Below are 19352 nucleotides of genomic sequence, written 5' to 3' on the forward strand. Positions count from 1 at the left end.
TCGCATGCTGGATGCTGCCCTGATCAAGGAATGTGCCGACCCATCTCTAAAGCCAGCAATCGTCGAGCAATTCGTACACGCGGTCGGTTCGGACGATCCGCTGGCTATTACAGTGAAATCCGGGGATCGCCTGATCCTCGTTCCGAAGCCGAGGAATTCAGAGGAGGCAATCCAGATCGTCCGAGAGAACGTTGGCAACTCCGTCGTGCGGGTCGGTTTAACGCAGTTTCCGGCGGGCATCGGAATAAAGGACCCGTCGAAACTGAACGACGATCTGGTTGATCCCTGCTCGAACTTGCGCATGGGAACTGCACAGTTCGCCAAGATCCTTCATATCGTTGCACGGTGGTACGGAAACCCGACGAGCGAGGAAGTCTTTCCCCAGCTATTCGATGATGCCGTCCATGCTTGGAAAACCGGAGAGTTCGAAGGGGAGACCGTGTTTCAAGAGCAAGGTTCTGGGGAAGCAATTTTGCAGCAATCAACCTCGCCGGAGGCCGGGCTCGGCGAGAAAAAGGAGGAAACGCCTGTCGTTCAACCAACTGAGGTGTCAGGCGAGCCCTATAACGCCGGGATTCGTATCGATCTTACGAGGATCGGGGGCCAGAAATAGCACGGTCGAGCTTTCAGGCCGCACTGAAAGATGCTCTTCGTCCGACTAGCCTTGCATGGTCCGTAGAACATTGGGGAGGAGCGACAGCGACTTCGTCGACGGCAAGCTCTTGAAGATGACGCGCTGGAACCAGCCGCAAGTACGATTGAGCTGGCTTTTGTTTAAGTTTGGGCATCATTCTTGTTAAGATTGGTCGGAACTAGGCTTTAAATTAGTCGGACACTACCGCACGAAAGAGCGCGACGAAGTTGGTGTCGTCGTCGAACGTCAGCGCGGCCGCATTGTTGGCATTGAGGTGAAGGGCGTCGGCAACCGTGAAAACGGATGATTTCCGTGGATTGCGCCAACTACAAGAAGCGGCTTGTTCTGCGCGACCATGACCGCGTCACACCATTCGGCGAGCGGCTTCAGGCGGTGCCGCTTTCGCTTCTCTGGTCGATGTAACGCAAATTCATTTGTCTTCAGAACCGTTTGAAATCAATCGCCCTCAGCGTCGTTTTCCCGCGGCCGCATCATCTGCCAGGACTGCTGACCGAGTGCCACGGCCAACTGCTGCACCATGTCAATCGTGGCTGCGTAGACACTCCGCTCGAGCGCGCTTACGTAGGTGCGGTCAATACCCGCACGATGTGCCAGTTCCTCCTGGGACCAGCCTTTCGACAGCCGTGCTGTCTTTAGGTTATGAGCAAATACCTCTCGGATGTCCATGCCCGCGAGAGGGCTGCCTTGAAGAGTATTTTGCCACGGAGTATACTCCACAACCAGAGTGTTTGTAGGCAGAAAGTTTGGTCAGCAGTTCCAATATCCGATCAGCAGCGCGTCGGCGGCAGATGCTAATTTGCCCCGTGGCAAAACCCATGTATTCTCAGGGGAAATCAAACGCCCATGATCGTGATGAACCGTGACCAGCGCTAAGCTCACCCTGAGACCCCTTGTCGGCTTGATGCAGGGACGCCCCACTGACGAGGTTGAGCGTCACGCAATTGAAGAAATCGAAAAACATCGGCAATTGCGTGATGCTGCGCGCCGACTAGAGGAACTGGTCGATACGCACAGTGACCCTGTGTCTGGTTCCGAGGTGGAGCGGTCTTATGTTTCGGCGATGATCGCAGTGCACGCCCAGCAGACGGTCGTTTCAACATTGCTCGACATCCTCGGTTACATTCCCGAGGTGCCGACCCGAGCGACAAATTGACCTCAGATTATGCCAAGCTCGGTGGCAAGAGCTGTGGCGTGCTGCAAGGTATAGACGCCTAGATTGGACTTTGCGTTTCGTAAGTGGAATGCGACCGTCGAGAAGGAAATGTTTTCCAGGTCAGCAATGTCTTTCATCGTCTTCCCTTCGGCGGACCACCGAAGGCATGTGAGTTCTTGTGCCTTGAGGGGGATAATGGTCGCACTTGTATGACGCGCTTGCACGAACTTTAGCTGGGCATGGAGAGTAGCGGCGGCGATCGCCGCAGTAACAGGATTCACGCTCTGGTTGGCTGCAAAGTCCGGTTCATTCGATGCAAAGGTGAGCACCGCTCGACGACAAGGGCCAGACTTGAAGGGAATTGTGATGCCCGATTGTATGCCAAATTCTTTTGCCTCGCCGAAAAACGCCGATTGCTTTCGATCAGGTCTTCCGATCGGCGCATTTGACCAAGAAAAGCTTTCCTGACGGTTCTGGACCTTCCGGATAACGGGATCGAGCGATGCATACGATTTCTCAAAGTACCGCGACTGCCATTCCGAGGGGTAATCCGAGACGGCAACAAGGGTGTCTGATTGCAAGCTCAAATAAGCGTAGCGATTGAAACCGGCCTCCTGGGTGACCTTTTTCAGCGCAAGATGGATCGTTTTTTCGTCTTGAGCCAGAGAGACCTTTTCAGTCAGGCATTCAAGCCAATGGTTCATTCAGCACCTCCTTCGAACGAGGTCACGAACGCTATGCGGTCATCCTCGCACGCCCTTAGTTTAGATCCGTGGAACTCCGAAACCAAGGCGATGCCCAGGTTTGCGTAGGGCCTAGGTTGACTAGTAGAGAAAAGAAAATGCCTACGCAAGATTGCATTAGCCGGGAGTGAAACAATTCGCTTGCGGTGTCATATAGCCAGACGTTTTTTGACAAGTTTTGGGAAAGACTATGTCCTGATCAACAAGGACGTTGAATCGGTAGCCGGGACGAATCCTGATCGTCGGCTGAACGTTCAGGTTTCTTGAGATCGCTTGATCCGCTACGCGGCCAAAGCTCTCGGCGAAGTTTCGCCGCGCCGCGTCCGATGCGGTGTCTTGCGTGGCGAGTGTCGAGCTCTGCGGCATCGACATGTCGATACCCGTGCCGATGATCGCGACGAGGGCCGCGGAGCCAAATGTGCGCCAGAGGTGGCGATCGACCTTGTCCCTAAAACCGCCGTATCCTTCAGCGTCAGTACCGGCCATGCCGCCGATCTGAAGCGTTGATCCATTCGGAAAGATCAGGTCCGTCCACACGACCAATACCCGCTTCTGCCCGAACGAGATCTTGGCGTCGTAGCGGCCAAATAGCTTGGCACCCTGCGGGATCAGAAGCCGGTACCCCGTTGCGCTGTCATAGACGTTCTGGCTGACCTGAGCGGAGATCCGTCCGGGAAGATCGGAGTTCAAGCCTGTGATCAGCGTTGCCGGAATAACGGAACCGCGCTTCAGCTCGTATGGCGAGAGTTGCGGTACCACCTGGTTCGGCAAATATCCAAGATCCTTGATATCCTTGTTGAAGAAATCCTCTTTCGATATCTGGCCGTTCTGATCGACATTGTGCCCGAGAAGGCCGGAATTCATTGCGGCGCCATAGAGATCGGATGCGCTGTTCCTCGTGGAGCTCAGCGGTTGGCGGGCGTCGGATCTGGTTTCCGAAGTGCTCTTCTGCACCTCAGACACATCCACTTTCAGTGGGGAATCGAGCGCTGTCGCCCGTGCCTGGAGGCTGGCTATCTTCTGACGCTGCGCTTCACGAAGGAACTGCTCGTCCTGTTCCCGCTTCAGCCGAGCCTTCCACTCGGCTTCGGGTTCAAGTTGCGATCGTCGTTCCGTCCGGACCTCGCTCTTGCGCTCCACAACTGGCTCCCGCACGAGCTCGCGTCCAACGACGGCCGGCGTCGGCTGAAACACTTCACGTTTCTCCGGTTCGCCTATGATCCCGTCCGACACGCCTCGTTTCAGCTGATCGCCAAACGTTGTCGCCGGAGTAGCGTAGGTGCTGTCGAGTTCATTTCCTCCGTTGAAGGAGAGGCCACGCCAGGACAGGCCGATGATCACGACGCCGAAGAACAGAACGATGATGACAATCGCGACGATGATCGGCACGCGATTGAGGCGCCGCATGCTCTGTTGATCGTCAGCATTGCCCGTCGTGCCGAGCTGGAGCGATTGAACCATGCTCTCCCCTCCCCTCAGTTTCGCTGAATGATCGAGAGCGGACTGGCCGGCGTCGCACCGGCTGACGTCGCCGTGTAGGCGCGCCCAAGCGCTATGGCCGGCGTGCTGACCCGTGCCAAAACCTGTCCGTCAAAACTGTCGATCGACCAAGCGACTTCGACAGGCTTTCCATCCTTGCCGGTCCTGCCATCGGCAATGATCGTGTATCCCCATCCCTTCAGCGCAGCCTCAAGGGCAGCCGCATATTCAGAGCTGTCCTTGTCCATTTTGAGGGTTATGGTAGCGGCCGGGCCGACCTGTTCGGCGAGGCGGCTTGCCATGTCGCCGGCGATCGCGCTTGCGGTGGCGCCGGTCACTGCAACCGGGGTGGAACTGGTGGTCAACGTTTCATCCGCGGTCTGGCAACCGGAAAGAACTGAGGCGATGATGATGGCAGCGCTTGTCTTCTTCAACGGTCAGCCTCCGCGCCGGATCGTGATTTTCTGCTGCCGCCAGCCAACGCCCGAGACGAGCACGGCCTTGTCGACCGCGTAATCGACAATCATCATGTCGTTCTTCATGCGATAGTTGACGATGCGGTTCTGGCTCCCGCTGACGACGAACAGGACAGGCGCGTCCTGGCCGGAGATGGACCGGGGAAACTGGATGTACGTCTTGGCGCCGTCGGAATAGACGCGCTTCGGCCGCCATGAGGCGCCACCACTGACCGAATAGGAGAAGTTCAGTTTGTCCGGAGCCGTCCCGGGAATGCCGCCGGCCTCGAGGCGTGCATTGATGTCGGCCAGCTTGGTCGACACCTCCTCCGGGTACTCGAAACCGATCCGAGCCATGTACTGGCTGGGATGGGATTTGAGCTGGATATGATAGGTCCGCCGCGAGGTCGTGACGACCATAGAGGTCACGAGGCCGGCCTCCGACGGCTTGACGATAAGGTGGATCGCCTGCCCCCCGGTCGCCCCCGACGTCGCCGGTTCGACCTTCCAGCGAACCGTGTCCCCGACAAGCACATCGCGGACGATCTCGCCGCCTTGCAGCTCAATGTCGCAGACCTGAAGCGGCGAGCACACCACGGAGGGTTGGGTCTCACCGAACAGAAAGATGACTTTCCCATCTGGCCCGGTCGTCACCAGACCCAGCGTTCCACGCCACTTCCGCGAGATGTTGGTCCCCTTCACCTCGTTCGACGTCATGCTCTGCGCCATCGCGCAGTCCGCAAGGACGAGCCCGCCCATGCAGCCGACGGCCGCGATCAATCCTGTTCTGTGCATGTGAATTCCCCTGCCCTTAAAGCTGTGCGGTCCAGTCGAAGTCCTGGACATAAAGACCGATCGGGTTGAGGCGGATGATCGCCTCGTCCTGTGGCGCGGTCAGCGCGACGGTCGCGATCCCGCGAAACCGGCGCGTGCCCGTTTCCTTGCCCTTGCGGTCGCGTTCATACTCGGTCCAGTCGATCTGATAGGTTTGATTGGAGAGCGCGACGATATTGTTGACCTCGATGGCGACGGTCGATGTCTTCGCCTTTTCGAACGGCGAGTTGCCGCGGAACCAGGCATTGATTTTCTGGGTCGAGGGATCGGAGGTTCTCAGCAGCGCATACGTCCGGTCGATATATTGCTTTTGCACCACCGCATCCGGCGTGATCGACTTGAGGCTCATGACGAAATTGCCGAGGGCCGCGCGAACGACGCGGGGATCGGCATACTCGATCTGCTGTGGGAAGCCGGCTGTCACCGAGGTGCCGAGCTTGTCGACCTCGACGATGTAGGGCACGAGTTTGACCTGCGTGCTGAGATACATCGCATAAGTGAAGCCGATCACCGCCATCAACAATCCAAGAATGCCGACAATCCGCCATGCGCGCGCGGCCTGGACGTAGGATCCATATCGTTCCGTCCATTCCTGCCGCGCAGCAAGGTAAGGGCTATCGGGCGGCCGGTTTGCTCCCATCGCTTATTGCCTTCCTGTTGATTTCTTGTCGTTTCGTTCTGGCGGCGTTTTCGGACCGCTTCGTCCGATGCGGTTCTGATCGAGCTTGGCGTTCGCGAGCCCCATGATCGAGCCGGCATAAGCGCCGGGCGAACCGATCCCCTTTTCCTTGGCGGCCGAGCCGGCTGCCTTCCCGGCAGATCCGATCCCGGCGCCCATACCACGCAGCACAGCGCCCGCCACGGAGGATCCCGCGGCCCGGGCGGATTGAGCTGCGGCAGCGCCGGCTCCGACGGCGCCGGTGGCTAGCGACGCTGCACCAAGCGCAAACGAGGCAGCCTGCCCACCGTGGCGAATAGCTTCCATACCGCTAGAAACCGACGCGCTTTGAACTACCCCCTGCATGATATTGGGGACGTACATGGCGATGATAAACACGACAACCGATATGCCGGCGATCGCCAGCGTCGTGATGAACTGATCGGAGTCTGCCGTCGGTGCCTGCGCCAAGCCGAGAAGGACTTCCGATCCGATCTTCGCAATCATCACCAGTGCCATGAGCTTCATACCGACGCCAAAGGCGTAGATGAGGTAGCGGACCGCAAAGTCCTTCGTGAATGATGTCCCGCCGAGACCGAGCATGATCATGGCGGCCAGCAGTCCGACATACATCTCGACCATCACCGCGACGAAGATTGCCGCCACCAACGAAAAGCATATGACGACAACGCCCATGGCAAGAACGGCGGCGATCGCAAGCGCGTTGTCCTCGAATACGCCGAATTTAGCCTGCTCGGACATCTGGGATGCGACCCGGATACCGGCGTCGAATACCTCAGCCGGTGAAGCGGAGCCGCCGTCCGCACCGATCTGGTAAAGACTGTTGACGACGTCCTTCGCAAGCGTCGGACCCTGGGTGAGAACGAACGCGAAAAAGCCGATGAACATGATGCGTCGGACGAGCTCGGCGAACCAGCTTTCAAGAGACGCGGCCTGTATGGCAAGCCATACGGCGACGATGCCGACCTCAATGCCGGCGAGGATCCAGAACAGCGACCTCGCCGCGTCCATGATGGTGGTCTCCCATCCCTTCGCAGCAGTAGATACCTGATTCTCAAGCTCCGTCAGAACCTGACCCTGCTGTGCAAAGGCTGGGGTAGCCAGGATCAGGCAGGCTATTCCCCCAAGAATGAGAGCCTGCTCAAGATTTCGCTTCACCATCGCGGGCGCATCTCCTGGCCGTTCTCGATCGGGGGTAGTTCCTTGGCTGTGCCGAAGAATTTTTCACGTGTGATGCGTTGTTCTTCGCCCATCTCGGGTGTCGCGGGGGCGTTGGCCTGGACGAGATAGAAAGTGGCGCCGAAAGCCGCTGCAGCCACTATGGCCAGCACCACGACGATCAGGACCGGGCGGCTCACCAGCGTGGCTCCATCATCTGGCCGCTCGGGATCGTTGAAACGTCGGCATTGAAGAATTTCTGGCGCCGGGCCTGGGCGAGATCCTTGTCCGTCTGCTCGGTCTGAAGCCATGTCCCCATCATCGCCATTTGCTGGGAAACCAGACCACGGAGCTTTTGCATCTGGGAAACCTGCTGGGCGGCGATCTGGTGGCCGACCTGCAGCGCCTTCATTTGGCCGTCGGCCGACTCCGACATGGATCGCAGCGAACTCATCGTGCCCTCTTCCGTGTCGAACTGCTCCGCTGTTAGGCTCGCGGCCTTCAGCGTGCTGCCGATCGTGTCCCGGTTCGTGTCCGACCAGGCCTGATACGTGCTCGAGAAAGTCTCCGCATTGGGCAGGTTGGTTTTCAGATCCGCATAGCTTTCGAACCGCTGGTGAAGGACGTCGTCTGCATTGCCCATGGAGAACGAAATGCTCTTCCCCTGCTCGATGATGTCGCGAAGCTGATTGAGGTCGCTTTCGACTTGTCCCCAGATGTGCTTGGGAAGCTGAGCGGTGTTTTGCAGCATGTTGTCGTATATCTTCAGCTGGTTCTGGATTTGCTCCGCCAACTGGGTGATTTGCGTGATCTGGTTCCGGATTTGCTCTCCGGATTGCCCTACCAGGGAAATCAGCTCGCCGTTGTTCAGCAACTGCGTCCATTCGGTTGCGCCTCCCGTGGCGGAACCTGCGTAGACCGTACCGCCGGGCGACAGCACGATTGCCGCGGTCATAGTTGCGACAATCCAGTTACCGGATGTTGAGGTGCGACGTGGCATCGTGAACTCCTCTCGTTTCAAGCCAATAGGCAGGCCAGTTCTGGCCATGTTCCGCCTTCAGCGCACGAATGCGCTTCAGATCTTCCTTTCCGGACGCGCCAACGAAACTCAGCGCCACTTGTCCAAGCGACATGTCAAAGAGCCTGCGGCCGTCCGGCGTCGCCACGTAATATTCGCGCTTGGGAATGGCGCTCGAGACAATCTCGATCTGGCGCTCGTTGAAGCCGATCCGCTCGTAGAATTCGCGTGTGCCCGGCTCGCGCGCGGCGCCATTCGGCAGGCAGATTTTTGTGGGGCAGGACTCTTTCAACACATCAATAATGCCGGAGCGTTCGGCGTCGGAGATCGATTGGGTCGCTAGAACGACGGCGCAATTGGCTTTGCGCAGCACCTTCAGCCATTCCCGAATCTTGTCGCGAAACACGGGGTGACCGAGCATCAGCCACGCCTCGTCCAACAGAATCAGGCTCGGAGAGCCGTCGAGCCGTTTTTCGATCCGGTGGAAGAGATAGGTGAGGACGGGCACCAGATTGCGCTCGCCCATTTTCATGAGCTGTTCGATCTCGAAGCATTGGAACCCCCGAAGCGTCAGGCTGTCCTCTTCCGCGTCAAGAAGCTGACCCATTGGGCCATCGACGGTATAATGATGGAGCGCATCCTTGATCTCGCGCATCTGCACGCCGCTGACGAAGTCCGAAAGCGACTTTCCAGGCGCGGTCGCCATCAATCCGATCTGGCGGGAGATCGCATTGCGGTGATCGGGCGTGATGGTGACACCCTGAAGGGCGACGAGCATCTCGATCCACTCGGTTGCCCAAGCCCGGTCCCCATCCGTGGAAAGATTCAACAGCGGGCAGAAAGCCAGCGCTCTCCCCTCCCCGTTCTGGTCGTTGCCGATCTCGTAGTGATCGCCGCCGGCAGCGAGCGTGAGTGGGAGGAGCGAGCTGCCCTTGTCGAAGGCAAAGATCTGGGCGAATTCGTATCGACGGAATTGCGCGGCGATCAGCGCCAGAAGAGTCGACTTACCGGAGCCCGTCGGTCCAAAGATCAGCGTGTGGCCAACATCGTCGACATGCAGGTTTAGGCGAAACGGCGTTGAGCCCGAGGCCACCTGCATCAGCGGTGGGGAGTTCGGCGGATAGAACGGGCACGGCGCCACTGAATTGCCCGACCATACCGAATTCAATGGGACCAGGTCCGCCAGATTGCTCGTATTGATCAGCGGTTCACGGATGTTGGCGTACCAGTTACCCGGCAGGCTGCCAAGGAAGGCATCTGTTGCGTTCAGGGTCTCAACGCGAGCTCCGAAGCCCTCGGCCTGAACCAGCCGCCGGATAGCTTCCGCCTTCCCCTGCAAGGCTTCACGATCCTCATCAAACAGGATGACGACCGGGGTGTAGTAGCCATATGCGACAAGCTGTGACGATGCTTGGGCGATAGCGTCTTCGGTCTCGACGACCATGGTCATGGCATCCTGATCGACCGATCTGCTCTGGGTCTGAAACAGTTGATCGAAGAAAGGTCGAACCTTCTGCTGCCATTTCTTTCGCGTCCGTTCGAGCTTCTGGCGTGCTTCTTCCGCGTCGAGGAAGATGAACCGCGATGACCAGCGGTAGGTCAGCGGCATCAAGTCGAGATTGTTGAGGATGCCGGGCCAGCTTTCCGCCGGCAGGCCGTCGATAGCGACCACAGCGAGGAACCGGTTCTCGACCTTCGGCGTCAGACCATGCTCCAGTTCGGCCGTTGCCAACCAATCGAGATACATCGGGACATCAGGCAAGCGAACCGGGTGGCTCTCTCCTGTGATACAAAATCGAACGAACTGCAGGAGGTCGTCGTAGCGTGCGAGCCGCTCCCCTCCCCTCTCGCGCACCTCCCGGGTCTGCATGCGTGAAATCGACAGCGTGTTGGCCAGATACTGTTCGAGTTCCCGGATCGCGTTGCGAAACACGAGAAGGACCGTGTCCGCATAGGACTTCTTCCGGCTCTCCTTGTCAGAATAGATGTATTTGCTGAGCGCGGTCTTCTTCGATTCGAGTGGTCGATAGCTGAGAATGATCGCATGCTTGCTCTCGAAATGCCCCTGCTCCCGCCCGAAGTGGCTCCTGCGCTCGGCATCAATCGCGCGTGTTACAGGGTCAGGGAAATGGCATTGGCCCGGCGCGGGATAGTCTACCGTCGGCACCCGGATGGCCTCGACCTGGATCATCCAGCCCGTCCCAAGGCGAGACAGGATCGCATTGATTTGCCGGGATAGTTCATTGCGTTCGAGGTCGGTGGCGCTTTCTGCGTCCGGGCCGGCAAAATACCAGCCAGCCATCAGGCTGCCGTCCTTCAGGAGCAGAACGCCGTTATCGACAAGGCCGGCATAGGGAACGAGATCCGCGAAAGATGGGCCGGTCGCTTGGAATCGTTTGAGGGCTGCCATCCGGTCCTCCTCAGTATCTGCGCCAGGGCGCGGCGGTTGGCCGGTAGTGAGGCTGGTAGGAAATATGGCGGGCATAGACTTGCCGCATGAAAGGATCAGACTTGGCCATCATGCGCAGCAGGCCGACGATGACGATCCATACCGCTATGCCGAACAGCGCCGAATAGACCGTTAGCACGACGAAGATGAGGATCGCCGCGGCAAGCCCCGTAATCAGAACGAGTTCCCGATCGGCGCCCATCAATAGGTTTGGTCGGGACAGGGCTCGATGGATGCGGTTGCGGTGGAGGCTCATCGGGCCCCCTCCCCTTCGCCGGTCGACTTGGACTGGGCGATCTGCCCGGCTGGCAAGCCGATCGAGGCACCCGTCGCACCAAATAGGCCGACGATGGTCGACGCGCCGAGCAGGATACCGGCGACCAGAACCACGTACATCAGCCTGCGGGCAAAATCGTTGAGTTCGCCACCGAAGATCAGCATGCCGCCAGCGATCGCAAATGCAGCCAGAGCGATGTACCCGGCAACGGGGCCGGTAATGGACTCCTGAATCTGCTCGAGCGGTCCCTCCCACGGAAGGCTCCCGCCGGAACTGGCGACGGCAGGCGTTGCGGCTGCGATTGCTGTTGCAATCATCAGAGCAATGGCGAGGAGAGATTTCTTATGCAGCATCGCGGCTATCCTCTGCGTATGATTCGGTCTGGTACTGGCCGCTCGCAAAGCGGATCACGTGAAGGATCTCGCGGATCCGCCGGCCGTTGGCCGTGCGCTCGATTGAAATGATGAGGTCGACCGCATCACCGATAACTGCTTGCATCGGCTGGTGGCTGACCTCGGCCGTCAACTGCTCGAGACGCTGAAGGGCGGAACGAGCGTTGTTGGAGTGAATGGTCGCAACGCCTCCGGGGTGGCCCGTATTCCAGGCCTTCAGCATGGTGAGCGCCGCGCCGTCGCGCACCTCGCCGACAATGATGCGGTCAGGCCGAAGACGCATCGTGCTCTTGAGAAGGCGTGACATGCCCACCGCGTCGCTGGTATGCAAGCTGACAGCGTTCTCGGCGGCGCACTGGATCTCGGCGGTGTCTTCCAGGATGACCAGCCGATCGCCCGGTGAGCTTGAGACGATTTCCGCGAGGATCGCGTTTGTGAGGGTCGTCTTTCCAGACCCGGTTCCCCCGGCAACAAGTATGTTAAGCTTGGAGGCGATAGCGCTACGAATTACCTCGGCCTGCTGCTCGGTCATGATCTTGTTCGACACGTAGTCGTCGAGAGGAATAAGGCGCGAGGCACGACGGCGGATGGTAAACGACGGACCTGACACGACCGGCGGCAGAAGCCCCTCGAAGCGATGGCCTCCGATCGGTAGCTCACCGGAAACGATCGGGCGCTCGCCATCGACTTCGGAGTTTAGCACGTGGGCAACACTGCCTATGACAGTCTCTGCCGCGGAGCGCGTCATTTCGCCTGCTGCAGCCATGCCGTGTCCAAGCCGCTCGATGAAGAGCTTTCCGTCCGGATTGAGCATGATCTCTACGACGCTCGGATCGTCGAGTGCCACGCAAAGGCTGTCTCCCAATGCATTTTGCAGCTTACTGACGAGACGTGGCAGTGAGCGGTTCTGGCCCCCGATCATGATCAGGCCTCCTCTTCTTGAGGGATTCTGAAATTCGAAACGTAGCTGCTGGGTCGCAGGAGATCGAAGCTCTGCCAGTCTGCTGGCAGCAGACCGGCGACGCTTCTTGTTTCGTTGATCTGTGAGGGTGGCCCGAGACGGCTCAGCGGCCAACCCGCGCGTCGGAAGATGCGCTCGAGCCCCACGTCTGTCGCAGTTACGATTTCCCGGTAGCCGTTAAGGATGCTCCACTCCACGATCCCGGCAAACATCGCGAGCGTGGCGGAATGGAGACCGCCCTGCTCCCGGTCAGCGACTACGCTTGTATCCACACAGAAGCGGGAGCTTTCGATCATCCGGTGGTGCGTGAGTAAGCGTCCCGCGTCGAGAAGTTGCGGGAAAACCTCCTCGAGCATCGTACCGTTCGATGCCGGTAGGAGGCGTGCACATCCAATCACCGCTTGGGCCGTGTCGAGACAAAGGATGTAGACGGGCTTCAGTTCGTCGAACTGGTCAGTCTCCAGACCGGATGAGCAACAAACATCCCACGCCAGCCGGTCTTTGAAAATGCGAGCGCGAAGCAGGTGCATTTCGTGGACGAGGTTTTTCGCGGCTTCGCTTTTCGGGTTCTTGACGGCGATGACTCGCATCGAGCAAATCTCCCATGCGTTGGTGACGCTTTGAGATTTGCCGAGGCTGCGAAGTTCGATCTACTGCCAAAAGTGTTAGCGGCTGATTCTACCCTGCGCAACGAGTTCGGCCGCTTCTTGTCTGGGTGGGTAGGCATCGGGCGCTAGCAAAAGTGTTAGCGGAGTTTTTGCCGGTACCCTCGTCTCATCGGCCTTAAACTACAGATTTATAATGTGAATCTTCGGATTTCACCGCAAGTCCCGTGCATCGGTACAATGCTCGTTAACGAGTGGTTAATTTAAAATATCTTGCAAAACCCGGTGGAATCGGTTGATCATCGACGGCAAATTACTGTGTTTACGAAAATTACCGTGTGTACGAGAGGACGTCGTGGAGAATCCCGCCCAGCTTCAAAAAGCTATCCATAAACTGATAGCCGCTCATGCGCGAGATCTCTCGGGCGCGCTGCACGAGCATCGTGTCAAGCTCTATCCGCCTGAAGCTCGCAAGACACTTCGGTCGTTCTCCTCTACGGAGGCCGCAAAGCTAATTGGCGTGAATGATGGTTACCTCCGACACCTCTCTCTGGAAGGCAAAGGCCCACAACCCGAGATCGGAAACAACAATCGTCGGTCCTACTCGGTTGAAACGATCCAGGGCCTCCGTGAGTACCTTGATGAAAACGGCAAGGGCGACCGTCGTTATTCGCCCCGGCGGACGGGGCATGAGCATCTCCAGGTCATAACTGCGGTCAATTTCAAGGGCGGGTCCGGAAAGACGACCACCGCAGCACACCTTGCCCAATATCTTGCGCTCAACGGTTACAGGGTTCTCGCGATCGATCTGGACCCTCAAGCCAGCATGTCTGCTCTACACGGGTTTCAGCCGGAGTTTGACGTGAAGGACAACGAAACGCTGTATGGAGCGGTTCGATATGACAGCGAGCGCCGTCCGCTGAAGGACGTCATTAAGCAAACCTACTTCACCAACCTGGATCTTGTTCCCGGCAATCTTGAGCTTATGGAATTCGAGCATGACACTGCGAAAGTGCTGGGCTCGAACGATCGCAAGAACATCTTCTTCACACGCATGGATGACGCGATCGCGTCTGTTGCCGATGACTATGACGTCGTCGTTGTGGATTGCCCTCCACAACTGGGCTTTCTCACCATCTCAGCGCTTTGCGCTGCAACAGCAGTTCTCGTGACGGTCCACCCGCAGATGCTGGACGTCATGTCGATGTGCCAGTTTCTTCTTATGACCTCCGAGCTTCTGAGCGTCGTTGCGGATGCCGGTGGAAGCATGAATTACGATTGGATGCGTTATCTGGTGACGCGCTACGAACCCGGCGATGGGCCGCAGAACCAAATGGTGTCCTTTATGCGAACGATGTTTGGCGATCACGTTCTCAATCACCCGATGCTGAAGAGTACGGCTATCTCGGACGCAGGCATCACCAAGCAAACCCTTTATGAAGTGAGTCGTGACCAGTTCACCCGCGCCACTTACGACCGTGCGATGGAATCGCTCGACAGCGTCAACGGTGAGATCGAGCAACTAATTCAGTCATCATGGGGACGAAAGTGATGCTCACCAACGGATTGCTCTGGACTGACAGCGCTGAAGAGTTTCCGGCCGGAAACTTCGAATCCAAGGGCCTAGAAACGCTCATTGATTTGGCCTCGTTCGATGCGCAGAAAGGAGCAGAAAATGGCTAGAAAACACCTTCTCTCCGACCTCGCCGGACCCAAGTCGCACTTGGAAAGCAATAATGGGTCTCAGTCTCACGAACATTCGCCGCCTCAGTATGCTCCACGCGGAGCGATCGGGGCCGTTTCTCGTTCCATCGAGCTGTTGAAGTCCCAATCTCTCGTCGACCTCGACCCGGATCTGATCGATGCACCTTCGGTAACGGATCGCCTCGACGAAGATGGGGAGCAATTTGAGGAATTCGCGCGGAACATCCGGGAGAATGGCCAGCAGGTTCCGATTCTCGTACGGCCGCACCCATCAGTCGAAGGCCGCTACCAGATAGCCTACGGCCGCCGCCGTCTCCGCGCAGTCAAAGCGGCTGGGTTTCAGATCAAAGCAGCAGTTCGGGCACTGAGCGATGACGAGCTCGTACTAGCTCAGGGGCAGGAAAACAGCGCGCGACAGGATCTGTCGTTCATTGAACGCGCTCTCTATGCGGCTCAGCTCGAGGCAAATGGCTTCAAGCGATCTGTTATCATGGCTGCACTGGCTGTAGATAAAAGTAATTTGTCCCGTCTGGTTCAGGCAGCGACACAGTTGCCGGCCGATATCATTCGCGCGATCGGGGCAGCGCCAAAAACGGGCCGGGATCGCTGGGTCGAGCTGGCCACCCGGCTAGGCAAGGAAACCGCGGTCGACGTGGCGCGGCAGGTATTGTCCGACGCGGAGGTAAAGGCCCTCCCCTCCGATGAGCGTTTTGTTCGCGTCTTTGATGCTGCAGCCCCGAAAAAAACGAAGAAAGGGAAAGTTGAAGTGGAGGTCTGGCACGCCGACGATGGCGTCAAGGCAGCGACTTTCTCCCAAGACAAGCGAAAGCTAACATTGGTGATCGACAAGAAGGCCGCCCCTGAATTCGGGGAATACCTCATGTCGGTTCTCCCCGATATCTATGCCTCGTTCAAGAAAACGAAGCGTTAGATAATTCGAGCACAGGAAAGGATCCGTAGAGCAAAGAAAAAGCCCTCCGAAACGGTGTTCCAGAAGGCCTCTCTCAGTTTGGTCGCTTAGAGAATCGCATTTCCCGGAATCACAGTCAAGAGTTAACGCCGCACCGGCGTAGCCTTTTCTTTGCCTTGTGAGAGGTGAAGGATATGGAAACGGGATATATAACGACGCCTTTTGGGCGGCGGCCGATGACGCTCGCCTTGGTGAAGCATCAGGTTAAGACTGAGGAAGCCGTTGGAGACGGCTCCGTAGACAAGTGGCGTGTGTTTCGCGACATCAGCGATGCCCGTTCGCGCCTCGGCCTCCAGGATCGGGCCTTGGCGATCTTGAATGCGCTAGTATCGTTTTTCCCTGCTGTGGAGCTCAGCAGTGAGAAGAACCTCATCGTCTTTCCTTCGAATGCGCAGCTTTCGGCTCGGGCAAATGGAATTGCCGGGACGACCCTTCGAAAATGCCTCGGCGCGCTTGTGGAGGCCGGCATCATTATCCGTAAGGATAGCCCAAACGGGAAGCGTTACGCACGAAAAGGCGAGGAAGGCGACATCGAGGATGCGTACGGCTTCAGCCTCGCGCCCTTGGTTGCACGCGCCAGCGAGTTTGCTGCTCTTTCTCAGGACGTAGCTGCGGAACAACGTCGCTTTCGCATCACGAAGGACCGCCTCACGATTGTGCGCCGCGACGTCCGCAAGCTGATCACTGTCGGGATGGAAGAGAATGTTCCTGGTGATTGGGCCGCCGCGGAAGCATGCTTCATCGACATTGTAGGCCGGTTCGCCCGCCGCCCGACCTTGCGAGATGTGGAATCGAGCCTCGACGAGATGAGCCTTCTGCACGAGGAAGTCTCCAGGATGTTGGAAACAAACGAGGAAATCGCAAAATCCGATGGCAATGCCATCGTAAACCGATGCCACATACAGAATTCAAATACCGAATCTTGCAATGAACTTGAACCTCGCTTCGAAAAGAAGCAGGGAGAAAAATCCGGGCCAGAGAAGCAGGCAGAGCGGAAAGACGAACCGGAGCTATTCCCGTTGTCGATGGTACTGCGCGCCTGCCCGGAAATCGGTACTTTCGGTCCGGGCGGATCTATCGCGACTTGGCGCGAAATGATGTCTGCCTCGGTCACGGTCCGGTCAATGCTGGGTGTCAGCCCGTCGGCTTACGAGGAGGCGTGCGAAGCTATGGGGCCGGCAGGCGCTGCAATCGCCATCGCCTGCATTTTGGAGCGAGCGGGCCACATCAACTCGGCCGGGGGCTATCTTCGGGATCTGACCGCGAAGGCGCGGCGAGGTGAATTTTCTCTGGGTCCTATGCTTTTCGCTCAGCTACGGGCGAACGCAGTTCCATCGAAAGTGTCGGCATAGAAGGACGAATTTGGCTAATTTTTAGAGCTAACCCACTGAAATAAAAGGAATAATGTCATGAGTTTCCGGCGGGAAACTTTTGTCCAAAGCGCATCGATACTTTCGATAGCCGAAATGAGAGGCCGAAAACCAGGTTGCCAAGTGGGGGAAGGCTTCTTCACATCTTGTCTTTGGTTGCTTGGCAAAGGCAGGGACAGATTACTATTGGGGCGCGGTGGGGCGGCATCGCGCATATGGGCGGGGCAGGGACAAGAGGCCACAAGCATGACCTCGTCGGCCGCCTTGTCGTGCGACGAAGCGACGGGCACCTGTCAGTGATGTCATCGTCATCCATTCCGGGCATTGCCTTACACGGGAGGAATGGAAGAGAATACGAGTAAGGAAACTCCCCGCGCCCGATCCGTCATGCACCGGTGGCGCCAAGTCTCCCCGGCATCGCGCGCGGTGATCCGCTCCGGGGCTCCAGCCTTTCGGTCGGAACGTGGCAGAGTACGAAGCCTGGAGAGGACAGCAGCCGACGTCAGGCACGGGCCTCGATGACGGTATCGCCGGCGGGCGCGAGACATAGTGGTCCTTGCTAAGCGCAGTTGCTGCCTCCAGGAGCATTTAGCCACAGGAGTGGAGAGGCAAGGCCAAGAGCGTCGCGGTATCCGCAAGCTGCATCAGCTCGCCGCGGTAGAGAGCGGCCACACGGGGTGGCAAACTAGGTGGGGGTTGCGAAATCGCAGCGCGGGTCGAACTTGCAGCCGCACGACAGCTGGTCGGGCGCAGCACGCTGCGCAGGCCCCGCCCGCGCCGCGCCATCCATGGTCGGGATCGAGGCGATGAGGCCGCGGGAATAGGGATGCGACGGCGTTGAGAGCACCTGCTCGCAGGGCGCGACCTCGACGAGCTGGCCGGCATACATGGCGCCGATGTGATAGGCGATCTGGGCGAGCAAAGCGAGATCGTGGGTAACATACAGCGTCGCCATGCCAATGCGCGTGCGCAGATCGCCTAGAAGCTGGATGATCTGGCGCTGGGTGGTGACATCGAGGCCGGTGGTGGGCTCGCCAAGCACCAGAAGATCGGGATTGCACGCGACGGCCATCGCAATGGTCACGCGCTGCAGCTGTCCGCCGGAAAGCTCGTATGGATAGCGGTGGCAGACATCTGGCAGGCCGACGAGGGCGAAAAGCTCGACAATGCGACGCTTCATCGTCATGCCCTGCGGCAGTGCGCGATGGGTGGCGATCATCTCGCGAAGCTGCGCGCCAACCCGCATGCCGGGGCTGAGCGAGGTCGTCGAGTTCTGCGGCACGGGCGATGCGGGTGATGCGCGGTGCATAGACGAGGCCAAAGACGAAGACGATGAGCACCGGCACCAGCGCCAGTGCCAGGAAGGGAGTGCTGATCATAGCCTCGACGACGCGCTGGGTGATCTCGTCGAACCAGCCGCCGATATAGCCGCAGAGCAAACCGAGGATCGTGCCGCTGAAGGACAGGAGAAGCACATGCGCTCGGTGCATGAAGCGGCTGAAGACGTCGTGGCCGATCTGGTCGAGGCCCATCGGATGCTGAAGGGACATGCCGGAGAGCGGCAGCCCTGCCCCCATTTCGGCAAAGCCGCAAGGCGTCCAGTTGCGCCGAGGTTGGCAAAGAGCACATGGGCGGCGAGGATGACGGCGCCGACCTTAAAGCGGCCGGGCGTCGCGTGCCAACGGTCGAGCCGGGCCGAACGCCGTGACGGATTGCACATCATCATGGTCATCGACTGGTCCTTAGACGCGGTTGGAGCAGGACGGCGAGAACGTCGGCGATCAGATTGGCGGTGACATAGACGGCGGCACTGATCATGACGGTGGCCTTGATCAGCGGAATATCGCGCAGCTGCAGTGCATCGATCAGCAGTGTGCCGAAACCGGGATAGGAGAAGACGCGCTCGACAATGACGCCGCCGCCCGTCAGGGAGCCGAGGTTCAGCGCGGTGACATTCAGCGCCGGCACGATGGCATTGGGAAGCGCGTGGCGGAAAAGCGCGGCGCGGGGCCAAGTCCCTTGAGTTCGGCAAGCCTGACATAGTCCGAACGCAGCACCTCGATCAGGCTGTCGCGCAAGACGCGGATGGCATAGACAGCCATCATGTTCGCCAGCTTCACGGCCGGCAGGACCGTGGCGCGCAACATCTCCTGCCAGCTGCTGTTTTCCGAAATGTTGGCGAGCGCCGGCAGCACCGGCACGGCAACGGCAAAGACGAAGAGCAGGATCGTCGCCACCAGGAAATCGGGCAGAGACAGCAGAACGAGGGTGATGACCGAGATGATGTTGTCGATCGTCTTGCACGGCCGGTATGATCGCGGGAACCAGCGCCAGTACGAGATAGATCGCGAAGGCGAAGAGCGAGAGCAGCAGCGTGTTGGCGATGCGCGGGCCGCAGGAATTCGCCAAGCATTCGAAATAGCGCGCCAGCGCCGGCTGATCGAGATGAA

Annotated in this window: 22 protein-coding genes and 1 pseudogene; 6 read left to right on the forward strand and 17 right to left on the reverse strand. The window is 58.6% G+C overall.

Features of this window, described 5'->3' with window-relative positions; genetic code table 11:
• The first annotated feature begins 4 nt into the window (after positions 1-4).
• The gene (locus ASC86_RS10440) at positions 5-613 is read left to right on the forward strand and encodes a TraH family protein (protein WP_056320202.1); all 609 of its coding nucleotides are present in this window, start codon (positions 5-7) and stop codon (positions 611-613) included.
• Between the two features lie 477 nt (positions 614-1090).
• Here ASC86_RS10440 and ASC86_RS10445 read toward each other — a convergent pair whose 3' ends face one another.
• Positions 1091-1321 carry a helix-turn-helix transcriptional regulator gene (locus ASC86_RS10445; RefSeq protein WP_056320204.1) on the reverse strand — a complete coding sequence of 77 codons (231 nt, stop codon included), beginning with the start codon at positions 1319-1321 and terminating at the stop codon, positions 1091-1093.
• Between the two features lie 193 nt (positions 1322-1514).
• Between ASC86_RS10445 and ASC86_RS10450 the strand changes: the two genes are divergently transcribed.
• Positions 1515-1808, forward strand: a complete 294-nt coding sequence (locus tag ASC86_RS10450; protein ID WP_056320208.1) for a transcriptional repressor TraM — start codon at positions 1515-1517, stop codon at positions 1806-1808.
• Between the two features lie 2 nt (positions 1809-1810).
• On the opposite strand, the gene ASC86_RS10455 is transcribed toward ASC86_RS10450, so the two are convergent.
• From ASC86_RS10455 to traI, 13 genes are all read right to left on the reverse strand, one after another.
• A complete protein-coding gene (locus ASC86_RS10455) occupies positions 1811-2512 on the reverse strand; it encodes an autoinducer binding domain-containing protein (RefSeq protein ID WP_056320211.1) in 702 nt (233 codons plus the stop codon).
• A gap of 156 nt (positions 2513-2668) precedes the next feature.
• A complete protein-coding gene (gene trbI / locus ASC86_RS10460; RefSeq protein WP_056320213.1) occupies positions 2669-4012 on the reverse strand; it encodes an IncP-type conjugal transfer protein TrbI in 1344 nt (447 codons plus the stop codon).
• Between the two features lie 14 nt (positions 4013-4026).
• A complete protein-coding gene (trbH, locus tag ASC86_RS10465; protein ID WP_056320216.1) occupies positions 4027-4464 on the reverse strand; it encodes a conjugal transfer protein TrbH in 438 nt (145 codons plus the stop codon).
• 3 nt (positions 4465-4467) lie between these two features.
• Complete coding sequence (trbG, locus tag ASC86_RS10470; RefSeq protein ID WP_056320218.1) at positions 4468-5280, reverse strand: P-type conjugative transfer protein TrbG; 813 nt, start codon at positions 5278-5280, stop codon at positions 4468-4470.
• Between the two features lie 16 nt (positions 5281-5296).
• Positions 5297-5959 (reverse strand): conjugal transfer protein TrbF, encoded by a 663-nt coding sequence (locus ASC86_RS10475; protein ID WP_056320220.1) that lies wholly within the window; start codon positions 5957-5959, stop codon positions 5297-5299.
• A 3-nt stretch (positions 5960-5962) separates the two neighbouring features.
• Entirely contained in the window at positions 5963-7159 is a 1197-nt protein-coding gene (gene trbL, locus ASC86_RS10480; RefSeq protein WP_056320223.1) for a P-type conjugative transfer protein TrbL, read from the reverse strand.
• Positions 7153-7356 (reverse strand): entry exclusion protein TrbK, encoded by a 204-nt coding sequence (gene trbK / locus ASC86_RS26230; protein ID WP_056320225.1) that lies wholly within the window; start codon positions 7354-7356, stop codon positions 7153-7155. Before trbK ends, trbL begins: the two co-directional genes overlap by 7 nt.
• Positions 7353-8111, reverse strand: coding sequence for a P-type conjugative transfer protein TrbJ (trbJ, locus tag ASC86_RS10490; RefSeq protein ID WP_244477581.1), 759 nt, complete (start codon positions 8109-8111; stop codon positions 7353-7355). Before trbJ ends, trbK begins: the two co-directional genes overlap by 4 nt.
• Positions 8112-8127: 16 nt before the next feature.
• A complete protein-coding gene (locus tag ASC86_RS10495; protein WP_056320230.1) occupies positions 8128-10584 on the reverse strand; it encodes a conjugal transfer protein TrbE in 2457 nt (818 codons plus the stop codon).
• Positions 10585-10594: 10 nt separating this feature from the next.
• Positions 10595-10879, reverse strand: a complete 285-nt coding sequence (locus ASC86_RS10500; RefSeq protein ID WP_056320233.1) for a conjugal transfer protein TrbD — start codon at positions 10877-10879, stop codon at positions 10595-10597.
• Positions 10876-11253 (reverse strand): TrbC/VirB2 family protein, encoded by a 378-nt coding sequence (locus ASC86_RS10505; RefSeq protein WP_056320237.1) that lies wholly within the window; start codon positions 11251-11253, stop codon positions 10876-10878. Before ASC86_RS10505 ends, ASC86_RS10500 begins: the two co-directional genes overlap by 4 nt.
• Positions 11243-12214, reverse strand: coding sequence for a P-type conjugative transfer ATPase TrbB (gene trbB / locus ASC86_RS10510; RefSeq protein ID WP_056320239.1), 972 nt, complete (start codon positions 12212-12214; stop codon positions 11243-11245). Before trbB ends, ASC86_RS10505 begins: the two co-directional genes overlap by 11 nt.
• 2 nt (positions 12215-12216) lie before the next feature.
• Positions 12217-12843 carry an acyl-homoserine-lactone synthase TraI gene (gene traI / locus ASC86_RS10515; RefSeq protein WP_056320242.1) on the reverse strand — a complete coding sequence of 209 codons (627 nt, stop codon included), beginning with the start codon at positions 12841-12843 and terminating at the stop codon, positions 12217-12219.
• Positions 12844-13213: 370 nt separating this feature from the next.
• Here traI and repA point away from each other — a divergent pair, with 370 nt between their 5' ends.
• From repA to repC, 4 genes are all read left to right on the forward strand, one after another.
• Positions 13214-14410: a plasmid partitioning protein RepA gene (gene repA / locus ASC86_RS10520; protein ID WP_056320244.1), complete on the forward strand. Its 1197-nt coding sequence runs from the start codon at positions 13214-13216 to the stop codon at positions 14408-14410.
• Positions 14407-14541, forward strand: a complete 135-nt coding sequence (locus ASC86_RS26890) for a hypothetical protein (protein ID WP_280136976.1) — start codon at positions 14407-14409, stop codon at positions 14539-14541. Before repA ends, ASC86_RS26890 begins: the two co-directional genes overlap by 4 nt.
• Positions 14534-15493 carry a plasmid partitioning protein RepB gene (gene repB / locus ASC86_RS10525; protein WP_056320247.1) on the forward strand — a complete coding sequence of 320 codons (960 nt, stop codon included), beginning with the start codon at positions 14534-14536 and terminating at the stop codon, positions 15491-15493. The genes ASC86_RS26890 and repB overlap by 8 nt, the downstream gene beginning before the upstream one ends.
• Before the next feature lie 173 nt (positions 15494-15666).
• Positions 15667-16884, forward strand: coding sequence for a plasmid replication protein RepC (gene repC / locus ASC86_RS10530; RefSeq protein WP_056320251.1), 1218 nt, complete (start codon positions 15667-15669; stop codon positions 16882-16884).
• Positions 16885-17587: 703 nt separating this feature from the next.
• On the opposite strand, the gene ASC86_RS10535 is transcribed toward repC, so the two are convergent.
• The 3 genes and pseudogenes from ASC86_RS10535 to ASC86_RS27015 all read right to left on the reverse strand — a co-directional run bounded on the left by ASC86_RS10535 (position 17588) and on the right by ASC86_RS27015 (position 19349).
• The gene (locus ASC86_RS10535; protein ID WP_156386994.1) at positions 17588-18211 is read right to left on the reverse strand and encodes an ABC transporter ATP-binding protein; all 624 of its coding nucleotides are present in this window, start codon (positions 18209-18211) and stop codon (positions 17588-17590) included.
• Between the two features lie 419 nt (positions 18212-18630).
• Positions 18631-18879, reverse strand: a pseudogene (locus ASC86_RS26575) (ABC transporter permease subunit); the annotation flags it as partial.
• Positions 18858-19349, reverse strand: a complete 492-nt coding sequence (locus ASC86_RS27015; RefSeq protein WP_348270767.1) for an ABC transporter permease subunit — start codon at positions 19347-19349, stop codon at positions 18858-18860. The pseudogene ASC86_RS26575 and the gene ASC86_RS27015, both read right to left, overlap by 22 nt.
• Between the last annotated feature and the right edge of the window lie 3 nt (positions 19350-19352).

The organism is Rhizobium sp. Root1212, assembly GCF_001424985.1.
In the GTDB taxonomy this organism is placed as follows: domain Bacteria; phylum Pseudomonadota; class Alphaproteobacteria; order Rhizobiales; family Rhizobiaceae; genus Pararhizobium.